General features: G+C 38.4%; 26 protein-coding genes. 15 read left to right on the top strand and 11 right to left on the bottom strand.

What is annotated here, in order from left to right:
* Positions 1-22: 22 nt before the first annotated feature.
* Entirely contained in the window at positions 23-259 is a 237-nt protein-coding gene (locus FHY47_RS11980) for a NifU family protein (protein WP_066106557.1), read from the bottom strand.
* Between the two features lie 102 nt (positions 260-361).
* Between FHY47_RS11980 and FHY47_RS11985 the strand changes: the two genes are divergently transcribed.
* Entirely contained in the window at positions 362-724 is a 363-nt protein-coding gene (locus FHY47_RS11985; RefSeq protein ID WP_139892277.1) for a YuzD family protein, read from the top strand.
* 90 nt (positions 725-814) lie between these two features.
* On the opposite strand, the gene FHY47_RS11990 is transcribed toward FHY47_RS11985, so the two are convergent.
* Positions 815-1,885, bottom strand: a complete 1,071-nt coding sequence (locus FHY47_RS11990; protein ID WP_066106563.1) for an NAD(P)/FAD-dependent oxidoreductase — start codon at positions 1,883-1,885, stop codon at positions 815-817.
* 345 nt (positions 1,886-2,230) lie between these two features.
* Here FHY47_RS11990 and FHY47_RS11995 point away from each other — a divergent pair, with 345 nt between their 5' ends.
* Positions 2,231-2,467 (top strand): YuzB family protein, encoded by a 237-nt coding sequence (locus FHY47_RS11995; RefSeq protein WP_148630718.1) that lies wholly within the window; start codon positions 2,231-2,233, stop codon positions 2,465-2,467.
* Between the two features lie 64 nt (positions 2,468-2,531).
* Here the strand turns inward: FHY47_RS11995 and FHY47_RS12000 are convergent, their stop codons facing one another.
* Positions 2,532-3,290: a TraR/DksA C4-type zinc finger protein gene (locus FHY47_RS12000; protein WP_066106567.1), complete on the bottom strand. Its 759-nt coding sequence runs from the start codon at positions 3,288-3,290 to the stop codon at positions 2,532-2,534.
* A 262-nt stretch (positions 3,291-3,552) separates the two neighbouring features.
* Here FHY47_RS12000 and FHY47_RS12005 point away from each other — a divergent pair, with 262 nt between their 5' ends.
* Positions 3,553-3,918: a HesB/IscA family protein gene (locus tag FHY47_RS12005; protein WP_066106916.1), complete on the top strand. Its 366-nt coding sequence runs from the start codon at positions 3,553-3,555 to the stop codon at positions 3,916-3,918.
* Between the two features lie 175 nt (positions 3,919-4,093).
* Here the strand turns inward: FHY47_RS12005 and FHY47_RS12010 are convergent, their stop codons facing one another.
* Both FHY47_RS12010 and FHY47_RS12015 read right to left on the bottom strand, forming a co-directional pair.
* The gene (locus FHY47_RS12010) at positions 4,094-4,726 is read right to left on the bottom strand and encodes an NAD(P)H-binding protein (protein WP_140461718.1); all 633 of its coding nucleotides are present in this window, start codon (positions 4,724-4,726) and stop codon (positions 4,094-4,096) included.
* Positions 4,727-4,939: 213 nt separating this feature from the next.
* Positions 4,940-5,938, bottom strand: coding sequence for an NAD(P)/FAD-dependent oxidoreductase (locus tag FHY47_RS12015; RefSeq protein ID WP_066106573.1), 999 nt, complete (start codon positions 5,936-5,938; stop codon positions 4,940-4,942).
* 298 nt (positions 5,939-6,236) lie between these two features.
* Between FHY47_RS12015 and FHY47_RS12020 the strand changes: the two genes are divergently transcribed.
* From FHY47_RS12020 to FHY47_RS12035, 5 genes are all read left to right on the top strand, one after another.
* The gene (locus tag FHY47_RS12020; protein ID WP_262366012.1) at positions 6,237-7,454 is read left to right on the top strand and encodes an NAD(P)/FAD-dependent oxidoreductase; all 1,218 of its coding nucleotides are present in this window, start codon (positions 6,237-6,239) and stop codon (positions 7,452-7,454) included.
* A gap of 95 nt (positions 7,455-7,549) precedes the next feature.
* On the top strand, positions 7,550-8,032 hold the full coding sequence (locus FHY47_RS12025; protein WP_140461717.1) for an NUDIX hydrolase: 483 nt from the start codon (positions 7,550-7,552) through the stop codon (positions 8,030-8,032).
* A gap of 150 nt (positions 8,033-8,182) precedes the next feature.
* Positions 8,183-8,305: a YuiA family protein gene (locus tag FHY47_RS18985; protein ID WP_175354293.1), complete on the top strand. Its 123-nt coding sequence runs from the start codon at positions 8,183-8,185 to the stop codon at positions 8,303-8,305.
* Between the two features lie 87 nt (positions 8,306-8,392).
* On the top strand, positions 8,393-8,716 hold the full coding sequence (locus FHY47_RS12030; RefSeq protein ID WP_066106581.1) for a YuiB family protein: 324 nt from the start codon (positions 8,393-8,395) through the stop codon (positions 8,714-8,716).
* 117 nt (positions 8,717-8,833) lie between these two features.
* Positions 8,834-9,496, top strand: coding sequence for a 3D domain-containing protein (locus FHY47_RS12035; RefSeq protein WP_139892282.1), 663 nt, complete (start codon positions 8,834-8,836; stop codon positions 9,494-9,496).
* Positions 9,497-9,575: 79 nt separating this feature from the next.
* On the opposite strand, the gene FHY47_RS12040 is transcribed toward FHY47_RS12035, so the two are convergent.
* Complete coding sequence (locus FHY47_RS12040; RefSeq protein ID WP_148630722.1) at positions 9,576-10,427, bottom strand: alpha/beta hydrolase; 852 nt, start codon at positions 10,425-10,427, stop codon at positions 9,576-9,578.
* Positions 10,428-10,671: 244 nt separating this feature from the next.
* Between FHY47_RS12040 and FHY47_RS12045 the strand changes: the two genes are divergently transcribed.
* The 6 genes from FHY47_RS12045 to FHY47_RS12070 all read left to right on the top strand — a co-directional run bounded on the left by FHY47_RS12045 (position 10,672) and on the right by FHY47_RS12070 (position 16,770).
* A complete protein-coding gene (locus tag FHY47_RS12045) occupies positions 10,672-11,646 on the top strand; it encodes an iron-hydroxamate ABC transporter substrate-binding protein (protein WP_148630788.1) in 975 nt (324 codons plus the stop codon).
* Between the two features lie 12 nt (positions 11,647-11,658).
* Positions 11,659-12,663, top strand: a complete 1,005-nt coding sequence (locus FHY47_RS12050) for a FecCD family ABC transporter permease (protein WP_148630725.1) — start codon at positions 11,659-11,661, stop codon at positions 12,661-12,663.
* Positions 12,656-13,678, top strand: a complete 1,023-nt coding sequence (locus FHY47_RS12055; protein ID WP_066106594.1) for a FecCD family ABC transporter permease — start codon at positions 12,656-12,658, stop codon at positions 13,676-13,678. Before FHY47_RS12050 ends, FHY47_RS12055 begins: the two co-directional genes overlap by 8 nt.
* A 16-nt stretch (positions 13,679-13,694) precedes the next feature.
* Positions 13,695-14,474: an ABC transporter ATP-binding protein gene (locus FHY47_RS12060; protein WP_139892288.1), complete on the top strand. Its 780-nt coding sequence runs from the start codon at positions 13,695-13,697 to the stop codon at positions 14,472-14,474.
* Positions 14,475-14,901: 427 nt separating this feature from the next.
* Complete coding sequence (locus FHY47_RS12065; RefSeq protein ID WP_066106601.1) at positions 14,902-16,410, top strand: leucyl aminopeptidase; 1,509 nt, start codon at positions 14,902-14,904, stop codon at positions 16,408-16,410.
* Between the two features lie 126 nt (positions 16,411-16,536).
* A complete protein-coding gene (locus tag FHY47_RS12070; protein WP_066106603.1) occupies positions 16,537-16,770 on the top strand; it encodes a hypothetical protein in 234 nt (77 codons plus the stop codon).
* A gap of 44 nt (positions 16,771-16,814) precedes the next feature.
* Here the strand turns inward: FHY47_RS12070 and FHY47_RS12075 are convergent, their stop codons facing one another.
* Positions 16,815-17,228: a YuzC family spore coat inner layer protein gene (locus FHY47_RS12075; protein ID WP_066106606.1), complete on the bottom strand. Its 414-nt coding sequence runs from the start codon at positions 17,226-17,228 to the stop codon at positions 16,815-16,817.
* Positions 17,229-17,349: 121 nt separating this feature from the next.
* A complete protein-coding gene (locus FHY47_RS12080) occupies positions 17,350-17,529 on the bottom strand; it encodes an asparagine synthase (protein WP_066106609.1) in 180 nt (59 codons plus the stop codon).
* Between the two features lie 206 nt (positions 17,530-17,735).
* Between FHY47_RS12080 and FHY47_RS12085 the strand changes: the two genes are divergently transcribed.
* Complete coding sequence (locus FHY47_RS12085; RefSeq protein ID WP_066106926.1) at positions 17,736-18,101, top strand: hotdog fold thioesterase; 366 nt, start codon at positions 17,736-17,738, stop codon at positions 18,099-18,101.
* A 56-nt stretch (positions 18,102-18,157) separates the two neighbouring features.
* On the opposite strand, the gene mnhG is transcribed toward FHY47_RS12085, so the two are convergent.
* Genes mnhG through FHY47_RS12100 form a run of 3 tightly spaced genes read right to left on the bottom strand, consistent with a single transcriptional unit; the run spans position 18,158 to position 19,249 of the window.
* Positions 18,158-18,505 (bottom strand): monovalent cation/H(+) antiporter subunit G, encoded by a 348-nt coding sequence (mnhG, locus tag FHY47_RS12090; protein ID WP_148630727.1) that lies wholly within the window; start codon positions 18,503-18,505, stop codon positions 18,158-18,160.
* A complete protein-coding gene (locus tag FHY47_RS12095) occupies positions 18,492-18,773 on the bottom strand; it encodes a Na(+)/H(+) antiporter subunit F1 (RefSeq protein ID WP_066106615.1) in 282 nt (93 codons plus the stop codon). The genes mnhG and FHY47_RS12095 overlap by 14 nt, the downstream gene beginning before the upstream one ends.
* A complete protein-coding gene (locus tag FHY47_RS12100; RefSeq protein WP_066106620.1) occupies positions 18,773-19,249 on the bottom strand; it encodes a Na+/H+ antiporter subunit E in 477 nt (158 codons plus the stop codon). Before FHY47_RS12100 ends, FHY47_RS12095 begins: the two co-directional genes overlap by 1 nt.
* Positions 19,250-19,253: the final 4 nt, after the last annotated feature.

Consider the following 19,253-nt stretch of genomic DNA (forward strand, 5'->3'; position numbering starts at 1 on the left):
GCTGCTATTTGTGTTTTGATCATTAGAAAACTTGTTCAACTTCAACAACGCCTGGAACTTCTTCAAGAAGTGCACGTTCGATGCCAGCTTTCAATGTGATTGTGGAGCTGGGACAGCTTCCGCAAGCCCCTAAAAGACGTAATTTTACAATTCCATCATCCACATCAACCAGCTCACAGTCGCCGCCGTCGCGAAGAAGAAATGGACGTAATTTATCTAGTACTTCCTGAACTTGCCCAAATAATTCTTGTTCTGCCATGGCTATCGACTCCTTTCCTAATCATATTATAATGATTTTACCTTAAAAAAGCTATCTACATTCCTTAGCTTATAGTTAAAATTTGTTTCTTATATTAAATTTATGTATGATGAAAAGAAAAGCGATAAAATAGGGGGAAAACAGGTGACGGTTGCAAATTTATATGTATACGGAGCCACACAAATATGTGCAAGCTGTGTTGGAATGCCATCATCAAAAGAAACATATGAATGGCTGCAGGCTGCCTTATCGAGAAAATTCCCAAGTCACCCATTAACGATCACATACATCGATATTTTTAACCCACCAGAAGATCCGAAAATTAAAGAAATAGCTGAGAAAGTTGCCGAAGGAGAATATTTTTATCCTTTAGTCATCTTGGACGGGAAAGTAGTCGGAGAAGGAAGCCCTCGATTAAAGGTAATAACTGAAGCTTTACGAGATTACGGATATAAAAGTGAATAATTATTTGGATAAAGCTTGCAGCCTACTTTTAGGGTCTGCAAGCTTGTTTTTTAATAATCGATATATTCGAACCATCAACATAGGGTCCTATTATCCATTATGATACTTGTACATCCACAAAACCCCTGACTTTAACAGCCGCGCCATTCTGCCAGTAATAATAGTACGTTCAGACATTAGTCCGAAACCATGTTTTTTACCAAGGGATCCTAGAATTCCCTTCAGTTTAATTGGAGGGAAGGATTCTGGGAGCGGTTCTCCGGCCCATTTTTTAACCAGTACCTGATAAATTTGTTCACCTTGCCCCTCTGCCAATTGCGCACTTGGGGCATGTCCAAGGCTTGCGCAATCTCCAATGACAAATACATCTGGATAGCCTGGGATGGTGTGCTGGACTGTCAGTTTTATTTTGTTACCGCTGTCTTTTTCAACAGGCAGTTCTCTGACTGGCTGTACTGGCTGAATGCCAGCGGTCCAAACAATGGCATCACATGGAATGGAAACGTCACCATTATAAAGCAGGTTAGGTTCTATCTTAGTAATATTACTATTTGGGACTAAGTCTACACGATGTTCATGAAACCAGCTTTCCACATAATTACTAAGTTTTTTAGGAAATGCTGATAAAATATGGTCATTACGGTCAAAAAGCTTAATATTTAAATCCGGGCGTCCTTCAATCAATTCACTAGCTAGTTCAATTCCGCTTAATCCTCCGCCAATGATGGCAACTACTTTACCTGGTCCGAGGTTATTCAGTGCTTGATAGGTACTGCGAGATTTATCAATAGACTGTATGCTATAGGTATATTCTGCGGCTCCAGGCACATTATGATAATTGTCCTCACAGCCCAGGCCGATAATCAGTTCATCATATGTAAGCGGTTCCTGATCTTTTAATAGAACTTTCTTATTTGATAAATCGATAGAGGATACTTCACCGTACTTGTATTGAATTCTTTCGTGCTGAGGAAATGATACACGAATAGTGTGGTCAGAAATGGAACCAGCGGCAAGCGCATAAAATTCAGTTTTTAAACAATGATAAGGAATTCGATCGACCAAAGTAACATGAATATCTGCGGGAAAATGATGATCAGTGAGCTTGTTAAGTATTCTCATACCACCATACCCACCACCGAGGATGACTAAGTTTTTCATAGAAATGACGACTCCTTTGTTGGGATACAATTTTCTAATTTTAAACTATGCTAGAATACTAAATTCAAAGTAGTGCTATAAAAATATTAAATTATTATAATAGATGTCAATATTGTAAAATTCCATACAAAGTATATCGAAAATAGGAAAAAATAACAACTGGATTGTGTATAATTTGTGAAAAGTCACATTATTACTCCGTTTCGGATGTCCTAATTTAAAAACATTTTCTCTATCACATCTCTCGGCAGATGGAGTATAAAAAGGTAACTGATTCACCTTAATTAATTGACTATTATATCATTTTAGAGTAGGATTTTGGTTGTGCTAAGGGGTGACAATAGTATGAAACCAATAATTGAATTATGTGTCAGTAATCTTGTCAGCGGTTCACAGGCCGCTATGGAGATTTTAGATAAAGATCCTAATTTGGATGTTATTGAATATGGGTGTCTTAGTTATTGTGGAATTTGCTCTGCCAGTATGTATGCCCTTGTAAATGGAGAAGTCGTAACAGGGGACAGTCCGGAAGAATTAGTAGATCATATTTATGAATATCTGGAAGAGAACCCAATGTTTTAATATAATAAAAAGGGAAGAAATAGGCATACTCTGCTTATTTCTTCCCTATTTTTTGTATAAAGAATTACTCATCATCATTGGTATCTTCAGTATAAGGATCTTCCTCATATGGTTTTAAATCGCCAAAGGATGTCATGATACCTTCTTCATCCAATAAATCCTTTAATTGCTCAAGTTCTGCTGTAGGATAGATTTGAACATTTTTCCCTTCAATATCGTTTCCAGCGAAATTTTCAATATCCTCCACATATCCAATATATTCATCGGAATTTAAATAGACCTGATCATAGTGCTCTTTTGGATCATAATAATCAGATGGGGTATCTGAACTCCCCCACTCCGCAACAGCCTGCCAGGAATCTTCTTCATCAAAGCCATTTACTTCTGTCTCATGCTTTTTTTCATATAATGGATGCAGGACCTGTTCTTCTATTGGACGTTCGTGAGAAACGGTTTGCTCAGTACTGTGCTCGATGCAATAAGTGGTAGATGGTATTGCTTGAAGCCGCTCAAAAGGGATGTCTTTACCGCATACTTCACATTTACCATAGGTTCCTTGTTCAATTGCCTGTAAAGCTCTATTTACCTGATTAAGTTCATTCTCAAAATGTTCATTTAAGGCTAGGTCTTTACCACGTTCATATAGCTCAGTGGCGGTATCCGCAGGATGGTTATCATATGTAGAGAGTTCTCCTACATAATTATAAAAATTTTCATCTTCCCCTATGCCAAAATGATTATTCAGGGAAATGTGATGTTCAAGTTCCTTTTTTTCATCTGCTAATTTTGATTGAAGATTGGATTGTTGTTCGGAAGAAAGCATCAAGGAAACTCCTTTCAATTTCGTCTTTCTATTTTCTTTCATTCCGCTGCTGTTTATGTAAAAAATATTAATTAATCTTTTGGATAAAATAATATAGTCATTTAGGTAAAGTGTTATTTAAAAGCGTATATCTTATTCAAAAACGTGCGAACAGCAGCATATTATGGGCAGTTTTAAGGTTGAGAGGACACCGGTTAATGTATATACTAATAAATAGAGGATTTAATTTCCTTCTAACTTTTTATAAGGGGGAAGAATGGTAATGAATAATGATGTCATTATTGTAACAGAAGCAGCAGCTTTTCAAATAAATACGATGATAAAAGAAAGCGGGGAAGATCAGCCATATTTGCGTGTTTCCGTCCATGGTGGAGGGTGCAGCGGTTTATCGTATGGCATGAACTTTGAGCAAAAAAAACAAGATAGTGATATTGAAACCATACAGCATGAAATTCATTTTCTTGTGAATAAAGAGGACGCGCCTATCCTGACTGGAACGCGTATAGACTATAAACAATCGATGCTCGGCGGAGGTTTTACGATTGATAATCCGAATGCCATTGCCACATGTGGTTGTGGGTCTTCATTTCGTACAGCTAAAGTTACGGGTAATCCAGAGCAATGTTAAACTAACAAATCAATACTGATTTAGTTGGAATTCCTTCTTTAAACAGATGCGATCAAAAAGGTATCTATTGAGAAGGAATTTTTTATATGAGACTAAGGCATTTTAAGGTTCCTGCTAAATACAAAAATAACCTCTCCCAATAAGAGCGGGGAGAGGGAGACTAGTTGTTTTTATATTACACTTCAGCCAAGGCTTCCTTAATAGGAAAAGGGCCTTCAATACAATAAAATTTCTTATTAAAAGTCGTATCTATTTCTAATGTATCAACTAAAATCTGTGCAACTTCATTACGTGAAATCATTCCATCATCATCGATAGATTCTGCCGCCAGTATTTTAAATGTGCCATCAGAATCAATCATTTTGCCTGGACGGACAATTGTATACTTTAACCTACTGGATCCAGTTAAATAATTCTCCGTCATCCTTGTTTCCTCCAATAAGGAATAAAGAACACATGGTGCTTCATCCGGTTTGTCAGCATAAACGGAGCTTAGCATGACGAAGCGCTCTATGCCCGCTTTTTCACACTCTCGTATAAAGTGGATAGCTCCGTGCTGTGTTACATGGGAGATCGTATCATGAATACTAGGATTTGTTACATCGACTGCGTAAATAACTGCGTGCATGCCCTCCAATTGGAGAGAATCGGTTATTTCTCCGAACATGGGTTCAGCACCAAGACTTCTAACTAATGAAGCAAGATTTTCATCATGTACTAAACAGTATGCCTGATGAGAAGACTTATTCAAAAGCTCAAGTACTCGCTGGCCTGTGCGATTGTTTGCACCGACTATTAACACATTCATTGTAATCACCTCACTAGTAACTCATACCCGCTTCATAGGGGGCCTGACTCTGGTATTTACTAGTACGTAAGGGAAGAATTTGTATACATACAAAGAGGGAAGGTTGGGTTCTAAAAAAAGAAGGAATTCAGAATGTGTGAGCAAATCAGCTTACATCCTGAATTCCTTTATTTATTCTGCATGGCGCGTCTTGACCAGTTTTAATTCAATAAATCAATCCTTAAACATACTTGTACTGTGAAGGGGCTGGATTCTTGCTTTAGGATCCATATATGCTTTTGCATTGTTAATAGCCGTAGGAGCTTCACCAAATCCACAGGCAATTAGCTTCACTTTCCCATCATATGTGCAAATATCTCCTGCTGCATATATACCAGGTATATTAGTTTCCATTTTGCTATTCACAATGATGGAATTTTTCTCGATATTAAGTCCCCACTCTTTAATAGGTCCAAGTGAAGAAACAAAGCCAAACGTAACTAATACGTCATCAACATCAATCGTTTCTTTATGATCCCCGGTTGCATCATCCAACACGATTTGTTTAATGGATTCCCCATCGCCAACTAATTCAGATGGTATATATGGAGTCTTTATGATTACACTTGAATTTTTAAGATTTTCCACACTATGTTCATGGGCACGGAATTTATCACGGCGATGAACAAGGGTTACTTCCTCGGCGATAGGCTCAAGCATTAATGCCCAGTCTACTGCAGAGTCCCCTCCGCCACATACGACGACTTTTTTACCGGCAAATTTATTTAAATCATCAACAAAATAATGAAGATTTTTCCCTTCATAATTAGACGCATTTTCAAGTTCAAGGCGCCTTGGCTGGAATGCTCCATTACCGGCTGTGATGATGATCGTGTTTGAATAATGAACTTCCTTATCGGTTGTTACTTTAAAAACGCCATCTGCCTGTTTTTCAACATTCTCGACAGCTTGTTCAAGGCAAATGGTTGGATCGAACTTAGCCATTTGTTCCTTTAGGTTATTAACTAATTCTTGAGCGAGTATTTTGGGAAAACCCGCTACATCATAAATATATTTCTCGGGATAGAGTGCGGATAATTGTCCGCCTAGCTGGGGCAGACTTTCGATGATTTTCACTGAGGCTTGCCTCATACCACCATAGAAAGCAGTGAACAATCCTACAGGTCCTCCACCTATGATCGTTACGTCATATACTTTTTGATCTTCTTTCACTTGATTACCCCCTATATTGTAAATAAATCTTTAATAAATAGTACCATATATCTTGGTATAACGTTCCTCTAAAGGATATGTGTGTATATAAAGATAATAAGAGTAAATATTCAAAAAAGTCAAAGGTAATACCGTTACTTATTTTTTTATCCTTTTTATTTCAGCGCTTGAAAAAATAACCAAAAGAGAATATAGTAATCTATAGCGAAATGTTAATATTTTGTGACATTTTTGACGTGATATACGTGAATGATATCACAAGATGTTTGAATTTTTATATCATATAAAAAAGGTGGACGTGATACTAGTGAAAAAGCCTCAAATTGTTATTCTAGGAGCCGGTTATGGCGGATTGTTAACAGCTAAGCGTTTGCAAAATAAAATTAATGTGAATGAAGCTGAAATTACACTAATTAATAAGCATCGTTATCATTATGAAACAACTTGGCTGCATGAAGCGTCAGCGGGTACCATACATCACAATAAAGTACGTTATGATATTAGCAGTATCATCGATCGTAATAAGGTAGCCATGATTGAAGATACCGTTGTAGAAATAAAAAAAGATGAGAAAGTGATAGTTTGCGAGAATGGTACTGTTTCATATGATTATTTAGTAGTTGCTTTAGGTGCTGAATCTGAAACATTTGGTATTGAAGGATTAAAGGAATATGCATTCAGTATTTCCAGTGTGAATAAAGCACGTCATATTCGTGAACATATTGATTATCAGTTCTCCCAATACCAAACGGATAAAAAGGAAGAAAGACTGACTATTATAGTAGGCGGTGCTGGATTTACAGGTATTGAATTTATTGGAGAGCTTGCTAATCGTATGCCAGTTCTTTGTGAAGAATATGATGTTGATCCTAATAAAGCGCGTATTATTTGTGTAGAAGCAGCACCTACAGCATTGCCAGGCTTTGATCCGGAGCTTGTACAATATGCTGTTGCACGATTGGAGAAAAAAGGTGTTGAGTTTATGATTGGCACACCAGTCAAAGGCTGCACGGAAGAGGGAATTCTTGTCGGAAAAGGCGAAGACGATACAGAATTAATAAAAGCCGGTACAGTTATCTGGGCTGCGGGTGTCAGAGGAAGCAGTATCATTGAAAAGTCAGGTATTGAGGCGATGCGAGGCCGTGTGAAAGTAGAGCCTACCTTGCAGGCGCCCGGTCTTGAAAATGTTTTTGTCATTGGAGATTGTGCGTTAATCATTAATGAAGAGATTAATCGTCCTTACCCACCAACAGCTCAAATTTCTATGCAGCAGGCAGAAGTTTGCTCTGAAAATATTGCTGCCCTTATTCGAGGAGAGAAAATGAAAGATTTCGTATTTGAACCAAAAGGCACTGTATGTTCACTTGGGGATGATGATGCTATTGGAGTCGTTTTTGGCAAAAAATTAAAAGGTACAAAAGCAGCTGCGATGAAAAAAATCATTGATAATCGTGCCTTATACATGATGGGTGGCTTGCCGCTTCTCATGAAAAAGGGTAAATTTAAATTAATCTAATAAAGGTATAATATACTTCGAAAGAAAGCTGTCCGATTATACTCGAGACAGCTTTTTGTATAGATAATTAAAAAAATCTAGGAAAAGGTGCTCATATGTTAGAAAGAAGCAAATATGTCTGGTTAGGTGTAGCAGGATTGGTCGTAACAAAGGATGGCAGATGGCTTGTTGTGAAGAAGTCTTATGGCGGTTTAAAAGGGAAATGGTCATTGCCGGCAGGTTTTGTACAGCCGGGAGAAACAGCAGATGAAGCAGTGGTTAGAGAGATTAAAGAAGAGACGGGGATTGAGACGAAAATCATTGGATTATTTGGCCTTAGAACAGGTGTTATACGTAATGAGATCAGTGATAATATGCTGCTGTTTTTATTGGAACCAATTTCCGGAGAGATTTCGATACAAAAAACTGAATTATTGGATGTCGCTTTTATGGACCAGGAGACAATTAAAAAGGATCCGGACAGTTCATTGTTATTGACGGAGTTAAATGAAAAGCATGCATCCCTTCATAAGAAACCGCTTGAAGGAATCAATCCTGGGGATGTCTTTCAATACACCGCTTATAAATTATTTATATAATTTATAAGCGGTGTATAAGGGAGTATTTAAAAGGAAATTTAACTTGTATACGCTTACATTAAATTACTGAGTCTTTTGGGGTGCTTTTCATTTACCAAATTTTCTGTTATATTATCAGAAAATTCAATTAAATTAGGGGTTGATCATATTATGAATCAAAAAGCCTATCAGTGCCCGTATTGCTATGGAAAGGGATATTTTCAATTATTGCTTGGAGGATCTGAAACATGCTCATGTTGCGGAGGAAGTGGTAAAACAAAAAACACTAAATAAATGTTATTTTTCAAAAACAACCCAATTGACGAAAATTATTCCATCCTATAAACTTACTTTTGTACGACTAAGGGGGAGTTATAGAGAATGGGCATGTCAATTCCGGTTGTAATTATATCAGTTGTATTGTTCTTTATTCTTTTTTTCGGATTGGGCTTTATTTTAAATATGTTATTTAGAAAGACATGGATTATGGCCGTTATTTATCCTTTGGCAGCATTATATTTTATTAACAGTGTTAAGTTAACGGAGTACTTTGTAAATCCATCTTCTAGCTTTCAATCATTAAAAGAGCATTTATTCAATCTTGCCTCTGCAGATGCAATTATCCTAGCCGCAGGTTTAGCAGGGTCGATTGTTTCAGGTATCGTTATAAGAATACTTCGTACCATGGGATACAGAATGTTTTAACCCTTTTCGAGCAATCGTTAAAGGGTTTTTTATTTGAAAAAATATAGATAGTTCTGAAAAACGAATAGATAATCTGGTATTGGGAAAAATGGTTTGTGTGAAAGGAGAAATCGTCACATGGACCATACTTTTAAATTTATCAGAGCAATTTCACTCGTTTTTTTATTCTTACTGGCTACCGTTGTAACCCTTTCATATTTTACAGGAATTAGTGTTCATGAGTTTCCTGTTTTTCGCCATATACATTCTAAAATAGTAAGGGAAAATCCTAAGCCCAAAGAGCAAATATCGTTATCAAGCTATGACACAACTTCCTCTGTTAAACAAATAAAATCAGCGTCCACGCTGGAAGAAAATGATAATTGGAATAAATACCCGGCTAAAGAAGTGATTGCTACAGGTTATACAGCAGGATACGAGTCAACTGGGAAAAATCCAAACCATCCCAGCTACGGAATCACCTATTCCGGTGTTAGGGTAAAACGTGACTTATATTCAACGATTGCAGCGGACACAAGTGTCTTTCCAATTGGGACCATTCTTTTTATCCCATCCTATGGGTATGGAGTGGTTGCTGATACAGGTTCAGCCATAAAGGGGAATAAAATAGATCTTTATTACGATACCGTGGACGATGTATATCAGAAATGGGGGAAAAAGCAGCTGAAGGTGTATGTAGTCAGTATGGGAACAGGCAAGCTGACTGAACCTGAGCTAAAAGCTTTGAATGAAACAGAGAGCTTGCAAGTATTTAGAAATCAAATTATTAATAACAAGTAGTGAAATATTTTTCTTCCTTTACCGTTCCTCATGGGCGGTTTTTTTATGATTTAAATTCGGTGTTCGCTATATAGCTTTTTTATATACTCCCCAGTTTAATTGCACGATTAATAAGTGGTAATAATACCGATACATGACTTTCCTCTGTAAACTCTCTGAACTGTATGTGAATACCGTATTGATGCAATTGATTAAGTTCTTCGGAAATTTCAGCAGCATTTTTATTCATTCCGCTAAAGTGTAGCTTTTCCAGCTCGCCTACCCCGACCAAAATCTTTATTTGCCGTTGAGATTGCTTTACCTTATGGATGAATGCTTCTTTCTCACTTCTAAAAAACTGTATATCCCAATGAATAGAGGGGCTTCCTGCAATGTATGTATGAAAAGTATCTGGCTCTGAAAAAAGAGTTTGTAAAACAAATAATCCGCCTAGTGAATGGCCAAATAGTGTTTGTTTGTCTATATTGACCGGCAGATGGCGCTCAATTTCAGGTTTAACTTTCTCTTTAATAAATGTAATGAAAGATTCAGCTCCGCCATGAGACGGCCATTCCAAGCCTGCTGGGTGCGGCGGTAAATCCTCTTTTGATATTGCCCTAGTAAAATCATAGACACGGTAAGGAGAGAATGGCTGATCTGTGTGATAACCAATTCCAACAATAATCGCTGGATACACGCCAGTTTTTTCCGGCTTTCTCATCTGCACACGCATTGCATCAACAAAGGTGCCAAATACAGAGTTTGCATCCAACGCATAGATAACCGGGTATCCTTCAGGAGGAGGAACAGTATCCGGCTTGTAAATAAAAATACGATAAAACCGGTCCTGTTTCTGATTGTACATATCTATTTCCCAGGTATTGGGTATAGAAATATTTTGCTGCCAAGGCAAGCTGTCTTCCATAGGATTTTTTTTGGGTGTCTCTCTCATTTATTGACCTCTTTTCATTTGATTCAAAAGATTATTTGACAAATTAAGTATAAATCATTCAAAAATTTACATAAAATTAATTGAAAATTCCAGTTTGTTAGTATATATTTTATATAATACTTGATAATGATTATCATTTTCAATACTTTCTGCGATAAATATGGGGGTAGGAAAAACAATAGTTAAGTTAGAGTGAAAGCGAGTACATAGAAAAAAGATTAGATGGAGGAAGAGGAAAATGAGTATTAAAAAGAATTTATTAATAGTGGGTTTATCCGCAATGATTTGCCTTGGTTTGGCAGCATGCAATGGTACTGAGACACAAATAAAACAATCCGACAATAAAGTTCAAGCTAATGAAAGCAAGAAATCAGAAGATAAAACTCAAACGATTACATACCTAGATAAAGAATATACGGTACCTTCTGAAGTGAAAAAGATTGCTACAGCGAGTCTTGAATCCATGGAGGATGCAGCAATTTTAGGAGTTAAGCCTGTAGGCGCTATTACAATTGCCGGAGAACTACCTGCTTATTTGGCTGAAGATTTGGCTGGTGCCAAGTCGATAGGGGAAAAAACACAGCCAAATTATGAAACGTTACTTGGATTAAAGCCTGATGTAATCCTTTGGACTTCCAAAGCGAAGGAGAATGTTACTGAACAATTAACGAAGGTTGCACCAACATTCCCATACTCCCATATCTCAACAAATTGGGAAGATAACTTAAATTTAATGGCTCATTTGACAGGTAAAGAAACTGAAGCAGATATGATTATTTCTGGTTATAAGAAAGATGCTGAGGAAGCAAAAGAACAATTGGGTGAATCTCTGAAAGGGAAAAAGGCAATGGTACTTCGTATCCGAGGAGGCAATGTCTATGTGTATCCGGAAAGTATGTACCTTAACCCAGTTCTATACAATGATTTAGGACTTGAGGTACCGGAAGTGGTAAAATCTGCGAAGGCACAGGAAGTTATCTCAATGGAAAAGCTTGCGGAAGTGAATCCGGATTATGTGTTCCTTCAATTCGAAGAAAGTGAAAATGCTGATAAACCGAAAGCATTAGAAGAACTAGAAGCTAATCCAATTTGGAAAAGTATGAATGCTGCTAAAAACGAAAAAGTATTCGTTAATACTGTGGATCCTCTTGCCCAGGGCGGTACGGCATGGAGTAAGACGGCTTTCCTCGAAGCTGCAACCAGCTCTTTGACTGAGTAAGGTTGAAGGTGTATGGATAAGAGGGAATTACCTTTATTGATAATATGTGCGGCACCCATTCTTATACTCCTTATCATCCTGTTATCCGTTTTTTATGGAGCCAAAAATATAGATTATATAACGATTTGGAATGCCCTTTTTCATTATGATGCCGGTAATGTAGACCATGCCATTATTATGACATCCCGTTTACCGAGAGCAATAGGCGCACTTCTTGTTGGAGCTTTCCTTGCCATATCAGGTGCACTAATGCAGGGGATGACAAGAAACTATCTTGCATCCCCTTCCATTATGGGGGTGGCAGACGGTTCAGCTTTTATCATTACTGTATCAATGATTTTCCTACCGAATATGACATCTATTGAAATGATTTTGTTGTCAATGGTTGGTTCAGCGCTCGGTGCAGGAATTGTTTATGGATTTGGCTCTATGCTTCCCAATGGTTTATCACCTGTTAGTTTGGCAATTATAGGTACTGTAATTGGGACGTTTCTGAGCAGCCTGTCTCAAGCATTGGCCTCCTATTACCAAGTCTCCCAGAATATTAGTTTTTGGTATAATGCGAGATTGCATCAAATAGATTCAGAGCTCCTTGGACTGGCTGTACCAATTGGAATAGTTGGAATCTTCCTTGCCTTACTAGTTTCCAAATCCGTAACGATTCTTTCTCTTGGTGAAGAAGTTTCAATCAGCCTGGGCCAGCGTACCGGATTAGTCAAAGTAATTTGTATTCTGTCTGTTATTTGTTTAACGGGTACGGCAATTGCATTAGTAGGAAAAGTTGGTTTCGTAGGCTTAATCATTCCGCACATTAGCCGTATGCTTGTCGGCGTTGATTATAAATGGATAATTCCTTGTGCAGGCATACTCGGGGCTGTATTTCTTGGTTTATGTGACGTTTTAAGCAGGTTTATTAATTATCCCTTTGAAACACCGATTGGCGTTGTGACTGCATTGATTGGTGTACCATTCTTCCTCTATTTAATCAGAACAAAAGGAGGAAGAGGCCTTGCATAAAGTTTCAAAACTAAGATATTACATAACATTATGGCTGATTGTACTCGCTATTACAGCAGTCATCGTTTATAGCTTGATGGCCGGAACCTTTCAATTGTCTGTTATCGATGTAATAAAGACATTAGCTCGAATAGACGTAAATCCGGAACACGATTTGGTCATCTTTGATTTTAGGTTACCGAGGATTCTGATTGGCTGTCTGGTTGGGATTGGGCTTGGAATAGCCGGTGCTGTGATTCAGGGAGTGACGAAGAATGGCTTGGCCGATCCAGGAATACTTGGTATTAATGCCGGTGCTGGTACGGCTGTAGTTTTATTTATGTTTTTCTTTCATAGCGTATTTCAAGGAATGACATGGCTCTCCATTATGGCTATGCCCTTATTTGGTCTCGTTGGAGGATTGCTGGCGGCCTTAATTATATTCGCCTTTTCATGGAAAAATGGTTCCCTTGATGTAGAACGACTCATCTTGACTGGAATAGCGATTGGTTCAGCTTTTGGTGCCGTTTCCTTATATTTGTCGCTGAAAATGAAAGCAACTGATTTTGAAATGGCAGTTGTGTGGATCACAGGCAGCATTTATGATGCCAATTGGCTTTACATACTTGCCATGGCCCCCTGGCTGTTTATATGTATACCGATCATTCTAAAAAAGGCCTATATACTTGATTTGCTCCAATTAGAGGATAGTAGCGCTATCAGTTTAGGTATAGCCATTAATAAAGAAAAATCAATCTTACTTCTCAGCAGTATCGGCTTAATAAGCGCTTGTGTATCAGTATCAGGCAGTATTGGATTTATTGGCTTAATGGCGCCGCATATATCGCGCTATCTTGTTGGTGTTCAAAATAGATTTGTTATCCCTGTGAGTGCAGCAATCGGTGCGCTGTTGGTAGTCTCTTCTGATTATATTGCCAAAACAATCATTGCCCCTGCTGAACTGCCAGTTGGTATTATCGTATCCATTATTGGGGTACCATTCTTCTTGTATTTACTCAAAAAGGCGAAAGCATAAAGGGGGGATATTTGATATGAGTATTCTGCGTACAGAAAATCTTGAAGCCTGTTATGAAAAAAAGACCGTGTTTCAAAATTTAAACTTAGACATTACTAAAGGAAAAATAACGACTATTATTGGACCGAACGGTTGTGGAAAATCTACTTTATTAAAAACAATGGGACGTATACTGAAACAAAAGCAAGGGAAGGTATTTTTGCAAGAGCAAGATATGAACACGATTTCAACGAAGGAGATTGCCAGACGGCTTTCTATGCTGCCGCAAAGCCCGGTTGCACCGGGCTTGTTGGGTGTGGAGGAATTGGTATCCTATGGACGTTATCCACATCGTAAAAATAATAAAATAATGACGAATGAAGATATGGAAATCATTGAATGGGCAATGGATATAACTAAAACATCCCCTTTCCGAAACCGAAGCATCGCAAGCTTATCTGGTGGGCAAAGACAAAAGGTTTGGCTAGCCATGGCCCTAGCTCAGAAAACAGATATCATCCTCTTAGACGAGCCCACAACATACTTGGATATGGCCCACCAGCTGGATGTATTGCAAATTATTCAGGAACTCAATCGCCAAGAAAAAAGTACAATTGTAATGGTTCTTCATGATATTAACCATGCCTCCAGATACTCAGACCATATCATAGCCATGAAAGACGGCAGTATAATCAAATCCGGCACACCAACCGAAATCATTAACCAAGAAGTACTAAAAACCGTATTCCAAATAGAAGCCAGAATCATCATCGACCCATATGACCAAGCGCCGGTATGTGTTGGATATAATCTATAGTGCTGAAACGGCTTGCTCAGAAGCGAGGAGCATAAGACAGGGGCTCGGAAGGAGGCGTTCTCCCCTCCTGTAGAGGTCATGCTTATGTCCTGTGAGCTTCTAGCCGTTGAAGCCGGATTGCATAAAAGCTGAGGCGACCATTTCAAGGAACAAAGACTAAGAACGCCATGTCCTGTGACAACGTCTTTGTGACCAACATCCTGTTGGCCTCCGCAACTAATTCACAGAGGATAATAGTCCTCTGTTTTTTTATGTCTAAAGGAAGGGTAAAATAGGCAAGATATGTCGGGGTAAATCGTTTAATTTTTCAGTGAATGGAATGCGTCATTTGTTCTAAATTATGATGCCAATGGTAAGATAATAGGTAAGGATAGTTAATGTCAGTAAGAAAAGGCATGAATAAAGATAAACGATCAGGAGGAGTAGTATGTTTAAAGTTTATAATGAAAATCCGAGTCAACTACATATGCCTGTTTTGGTAACTGGAGCATTTAATCATCCAGTTACGCTTGCAGCGACTTTATCGGAAGCGGATAAAATGATGAATAGTAAGCTTCAGGAGCTTGCCAAGGTTGGAGATATTTCCGCTCGGAAGAAAAAAGTTTCGACATTGCATACACTTGATCTTATTCCACCGGAGAGATTGGTGTTCGTTGGATTGGGGAAACAAAAAGATTTAACATTCGAAGAGCTGAAAGAAGCATTTGGCAAAATGTTTCAGAAAGTCGAAGGTCGTGGATGGACAAAGATTAGCGTCGACTTAACGTCATTCCTGACAGATGTCATTACGGTGGAGGATGCAGCACATGCTTTAGGAGAAGCATTAGCCTTGTCTACGTATGAATTTGAAGGATATAAGCATAAGAAAAATGAACCAGATCAGAAAATAGAAGAGGTTTCTGTATATACGGAAGCCGACCGAGAGCTAGTTGAGTCTTCCCTTTTTGTTGGATATACATATGGAAAAGGAACCAATTCAGCTCGGACTTTAGTAAATCTTCCAGGTAATATGCTAACGTCTACAGATATGGCCAATTATGCTAAAGGGCTGGCTGATAAGTATCAGTTTGAGTGCGAAATCCTTGAAAAAGAAGATATGCAGGAGCTTGGAATGGGAGCCTTGCTTGCCGTCAACCAAGGATCTGCTGAACCACCTAAAATGATTGTCCTAAAATATCAAGGGAAATCTGACTGGACAGATGTAATTGGTTTGGTTGGCAAAGGAATTACATTTGATACAGGCGGATATTCAATAAAGACAAAAGCAGGGATAGTTGGAATGAAAACGGATATGGGGGGAGCAGCCGCTGTCCTTGGAGCTATGGAGATAATTGGGGAATTGAGACCTGAACAAAATGTTGTGGCTGTTATTCCATCAACAGATAATATGATTTCCGGAAATGCCTTCAAACCGGATGATGTCATAGTTTCCATGGCTGGTAAAACAATTGAGGTCTTGAATACAGATGCCGAGGGGCGTCTTGTGTTGGCAGATGCGATTACATATGCTAAACAGCATGGAGCGGATTATTTAGTTGATGTAGCTACATTAACCGGGGGAGTTATTACAGCATTAGGTGTAGAAATGACAGGTGCGATGACAAATCATGAAAGCTGGTTTGAGGAAGTCTTAAAAGCATCTGATGAAGCTGGAGAACCCATGTGGAGATTGCCAATTACCGAAAGGGATAAAGCGCGTGTTCGCAATAGCAAAATAGCTGATCTTAATAATTCGCCGGGAGCAGAGGGGCATGCCATTATGGGAGGTGCATTTGTTGGTGAGTTTGCCGAGGAGACTCCATGGGTGCATTTAGATATAGCTGGTACATCTACAAGACGTTCCAGCTATGAACTTGGACCATCAGGTGCTACTGGTGTAATGGCGAGGACATTGGCTGTATTGGTTGAACGTTTTGGTTTGGATGGTGAAGATTAATCTAATCTCATAAATAGATTTAAATGTGAATGTTATCCTTGTAAGAGGGCATACGCCCTTACCTGCTGTTAGGTTTCTGCATACATAATAGTGTAGGCATTTAAACAAACAGGAGGTATTTTACAGATGGATTACAGACAGAGAAGACCATGGGGCAGACCGTGGGGCGGACCGTGGGGAAGACCATGGGGTAGACCAGGTTTTGGTTTTGGATTTGGAGGTCCGATCGGGGGATTTGGTTTAGGATTAGCCGGCGGATTAATAGGTGGAGCATTGCTTAGCAGACCATGGGGATATGGATATGGTTATCCTCCGTATGGATATGGGTCCCCATGGGGATATGGTGGCGGATTTTATTAATAATAATTTGTAAACAAAACCAGCAGTTATCAAACTGCTGGTTTTTAGCTCCATCGTATGACTACCCCAACTTCACAACAGGGAGGACTGGTTTGTTTATCAGCAAAAACCAGCCGAATTCCCTCCGGATCGTAATAGATGGAAGGAGCTATTCGAATACCGGTTGAAAGCAATAATCGATTCACTTCGCTTAGGTTATTAAACTCAGAGGCTGCCATAATTTGACGAGCTAAATCTTGAGATGCAGAGATCTGATTGGCAATTCTTAATGCTTCAGTCAGATAGGACGCGGTTCGATTGGCAGAATTCTTAAATTTTGTTGTATCTATAGCAGGAACTTTTCTGTTATATGAAGAATAAGAATTCATACCAGTAACAGATGGATGGATCCATGTGGGTATGTGGTAATGAGGACCTAGACTTTGAGCCCAGTTATAAAACTGTTGATTTGCATACATATGGGCACCTCCTCTTACGAAATAAAATACCTTATAACTATATATAAGAGAAGGTAGATTGTATTAGACCAAAAAATAAGCAACGGTTAGGTTGCTTATTTAGGGGATAGATGATGTTCGTTTAGATATCGTTGCGATGCTCGACTAAATCAATAACACCAAGAGCAATATGGGCAAGCCCAAATCCAAATAGTGCATTGGCAATCATTTTATTGCTATTATGCTTTTGTTTAAGGGCATAACCAGTAGCAGCAACAGCGGTACCTAATACAGTTGGAACCATTCCTTCTCGAAGATCCATTTGACCAATCCTCCATCATCTAGATATGCTTTTTGTAAAGTCTTACAGATATCCAGTTCATCTTTTTTCGAAGGGATTCACCTTAAAAATCAGAATAGGAATCAGTTGTAAGAAAGCTTTACTCCTTTATTTTTCCGCTCTTTATCTAATTCATAACAAATAAGCAATGGAAAGGATGCCTTTAATTGGATTTAAGTAAAACATTGATGGGTACATTAGGGATAGAAATAGTTGAGGTCTGTGAAGGAAGAGTTGTTGCAACCATGCCTGTTGACCATCGGACACACCAGCCGATGGGACTTCTTCACGGTGGCGCATCGGTGGCTCTTGCCGAAACGGTCGCCAGTCTTGGTGGATATACAATGGTTGACGAGGAGAAAGAAGCAGTCGTTGGTTTAGAGATTAATGCGAATCATCTTAAAAGCAAAAGGGAAGGCTTGGTGACCGCAACAGGAAATATTGTACACAGAGGAAAAAAAACAATGGTATGGGAAATTAAAATAACGGATGAAGAGAACGAATTAATATGTATCAGCAGATGTACGCTTGCTGTTATTCAAATAAAAAAATGAGGATGTTTTACAAGGTCTAAAGCGATCTTGTAAGCATCCTCTTTTTCTGTCATTAGCTATTTTTTTGTTTTTGCCTTTTTTAAATCATCACGCACACTATGTTTCCACAATTTAACGCCTGTATTATAGGCTGCACGGCTGATTAAATGTCCGGCAACCGGAGCTGTCATAAAAATAAAGAAGATAGCTAACAGGATACGGGAGTTAAAATGGCCCTCTGTAATCCAGAAATATAAGAATGTGCCAAGCAATACAAGGGTTACACCCAAAGTGGATGTTTTAGAAGCTGCATGGTTCCGCGTATAGACATCGGGTAAACGGAGTATTCCAAGAGCTGATACAACGGTTAATATAGAACCGATTAAAACGATACAAACAAAAATATAGGAACTAATTTCGTTCATTTTCTATGATTTCCCCTTTCTCCAGGAATTTCGAAAAGGCAACCGTACCAGTGAACGAAAGAATACTGATCAGAAGGATAACCTCTAAAAACATGGATGTGCTGAGCAATAAAGATAGTATGGCAATCATGCAAATTAAGTTCATGCCAATAGCATCCAATGCCATTACACGATCAGGGATGCTTGGTCCCTTAATTACTCTATAAATTAGAATGAGCATCGAAATAGCTATACAGACTAAAGAAAGCTGAAGGATGAAATTAATCATTACTCACTCACCTCCAGAATAAGCCGCTCAAATGAATTTTTTATACTTTCTTGCATCTCTGGAATCTCCGATATGTTTAATGCATGGATGAATAATGTTTTGTTATCAGAAGAAATATCCAGAACTAATGTACCGGGAGTTAAGGTAATCAGACAGGACAGAAGAGTGATCTGCCAATCCGATTTAAGTTTGGTTTCATAAGTAAAAATTCCTGGCTTCAGTTCAAGCTTTGGTCTGATGATTGTTTTAAAAACGTCGAAGTTTGCAATCAATAATTCTCGTATAAATATCCCCAGAAGGTGAAGGACAGCCACTACCTTATGCAAATAAAACCGAGTCGAAAAAAAGCGTCTGAATAGAAAAAGAATAATCGCCCCAATTAAATAGCCGATAATAAAGGAAGCGGCTGTATTTGACGTCGTCAGGAACATCCAGGTCAAGGCTAGAATTACATTTAATAATATTTGATAAGACATATCT

Origin of the sequence: Bacillus sp. E214 (assembly GCF_008087365.1) — a bacterium.
Lineage (GTDB): Bacteria > Bacillota > Bacilli > Bacillales > Pradoshiaceae > Pradoshia.

What these genes read in the sequence shown, in the direction of transcription:
- FHY47_RS11980 (WP_066106557.1), bottom strand. Translation starts at nt 259, where the DNA reads ATGGCAGAACAAGAATTATTTGGGCAAGTTCAGGAAGTACTAGATAAA.
- FHY47_RS18985 (WP_175354293.1), top strand. Translation starts at nt 8,183, where the DNA reads ATGAATCAAAAAGCCTATCAGTGCCCGTATTGCTATGGAAAGGGATAT.
- FHY47_RS12065 (WP_066106601.1), top strand. Translation starts at nt 14,902, where the DNA reads ATGTTTAAAGTTTATAATGAAAATCCGAGTCAACTACATATGCCTGTT.
- FHY47_RS11995 (WP_148630718.1), top strand. Translation starts at nt 2,231, where the DNA reads ATGAAACCAATAATTGAATTATGTGTCAGTAATCTTGTCAGCGGTTCA.
- FHY47_RS12080 (WP_066106609.1), bottom strand. Translation starts at nt 17,529, where the DNA reads ATGGATCTTCGAGAAGGAATGGTTCCAACTGTATTAGGTACCGCTGTT.
- FHY47_RS12000 (WP_066106567.1), bottom strand. Translation starts at nt 3,290, where the DNA reads ATGCTTTCTTCCGAACAACAATCCAATCTTCAATCAAAATTAGCAGAT.
- FHY47_RS11990 (WP_066106563.1), bottom strand. Translation starts at nt 1,885, where the DNA reads ATGAAAAACTTAGTCATCCTCGGTGGTGGGTATGGTGGTATGAGAATA.
- FHY47_RS12040 (WP_148630722.1), bottom strand. Translation starts at nt 10,427, where the DNA reads ATGAGAGAGACACCCAAAAAAAATCCTATGGAAGACAGCTTGCCTTGG.
- FHY47_RS12010 (WP_140461718.1), bottom strand. Translation starts at nt 4,726, where the DNA reads ATGAATGTGTTAATAGTCGGTGCAAACAATCGCACAGGCCAGCGAGTA.
- FHY47_RS12005 (WP_066106916.1), top strand. Translation starts at nt 3,553, where the DNA reads ATGAATAATGATGTCATTATTGTAACAGAAGCAGCAGCTTTTCAAATA.
- FHY47_RS12025 (WP_140461717.1), top strand. Translation starts at nt 7,550, where the DNA reads ATGTTAGAAAGAAGCAAATATGTCTGGTTAGGTGTAGCAGGATTGGTC.
- FHY47_RS12100 (WP_066106620.1), bottom strand. Translation starts at nt 19,249, where the DNA reads ATGTCTTATCAAATATTATTAAATGTAATTCTAGCCTTGACCTGGATG.
- FHY47_RS12075 (WP_066106606.1), bottom strand. Translation starts at nt 17,228, where the DNA reads ATGTATGCAAATCAACAGTTTTATAACTGGGCTCAAAGTCTAGGTCCT.
- FHY47_RS12060 (WP_139892288.1), top strand. Translation starts at nt 13,695, where the DNA reads ATGAGTATTCTGCGTACAGAAAATCTTGAAGCCTGTTATGAAAAAAAG.
- FHY47_RS12030 (WP_066106581.1), top strand. Translation starts at nt 8,393, where the DNA reads ATGGGCATGTCAATTCCGGTTGTAATTATATCAGTTGTATTGTTCTTT.
- FHY47_RS11985 (WP_139892277.1), top strand. Translation starts at nt 362, where the DNA reads ATGTATGATGAAAAGAAAAGCGATAAAATAGGGGGAAAACAGGTGACG.
- mnhG (WP_148630727.1), bottom strand. Translation starts at nt 18,505, where the DNA reads ATGAACGAAATTAGTTCCTATATTTTTGTTTGTATCGTTTTAATCGGT.
- FHY47_RS12035 (WP_139892282.1), top strand. Translation starts at nt 8,834, where the DNA reads ATGGACCATACTTTTAAATTTATCAGAGCAATTTCACTCGTTTTTTTA.
- FHY47_RS12050 (WP_148630725.1), top strand. Translation starts at nt 11,659, where the DNA reads ATGGATAAGAGGGAATTACCTTTATTGATAATATGTGCGGCACCCATT.
- FHY47_RS12095 (WP_066106615.1), bottom strand. Translation starts at nt 18,773, where the DNA reads ATGATTAATTTCATCCTTCAGCTTTCTTTAGTCTGTATAGCTATTTCG.
- FHY47_RS12070 (WP_066106603.1), top strand. Translation starts at nt 16,537, where the DNA reads ATGGATTACAGACAGAGAAGACCATGGGGCAGACCGTGGGGCGGACCG.
- FHY47_RS12085 (WP_066106926.1), top strand. Translation starts at nt 17,736, where the DNA reads ATGGGTACATTAGGGATAGAAATAGTTGAGGTCTGTGAAGGAAGAGTT.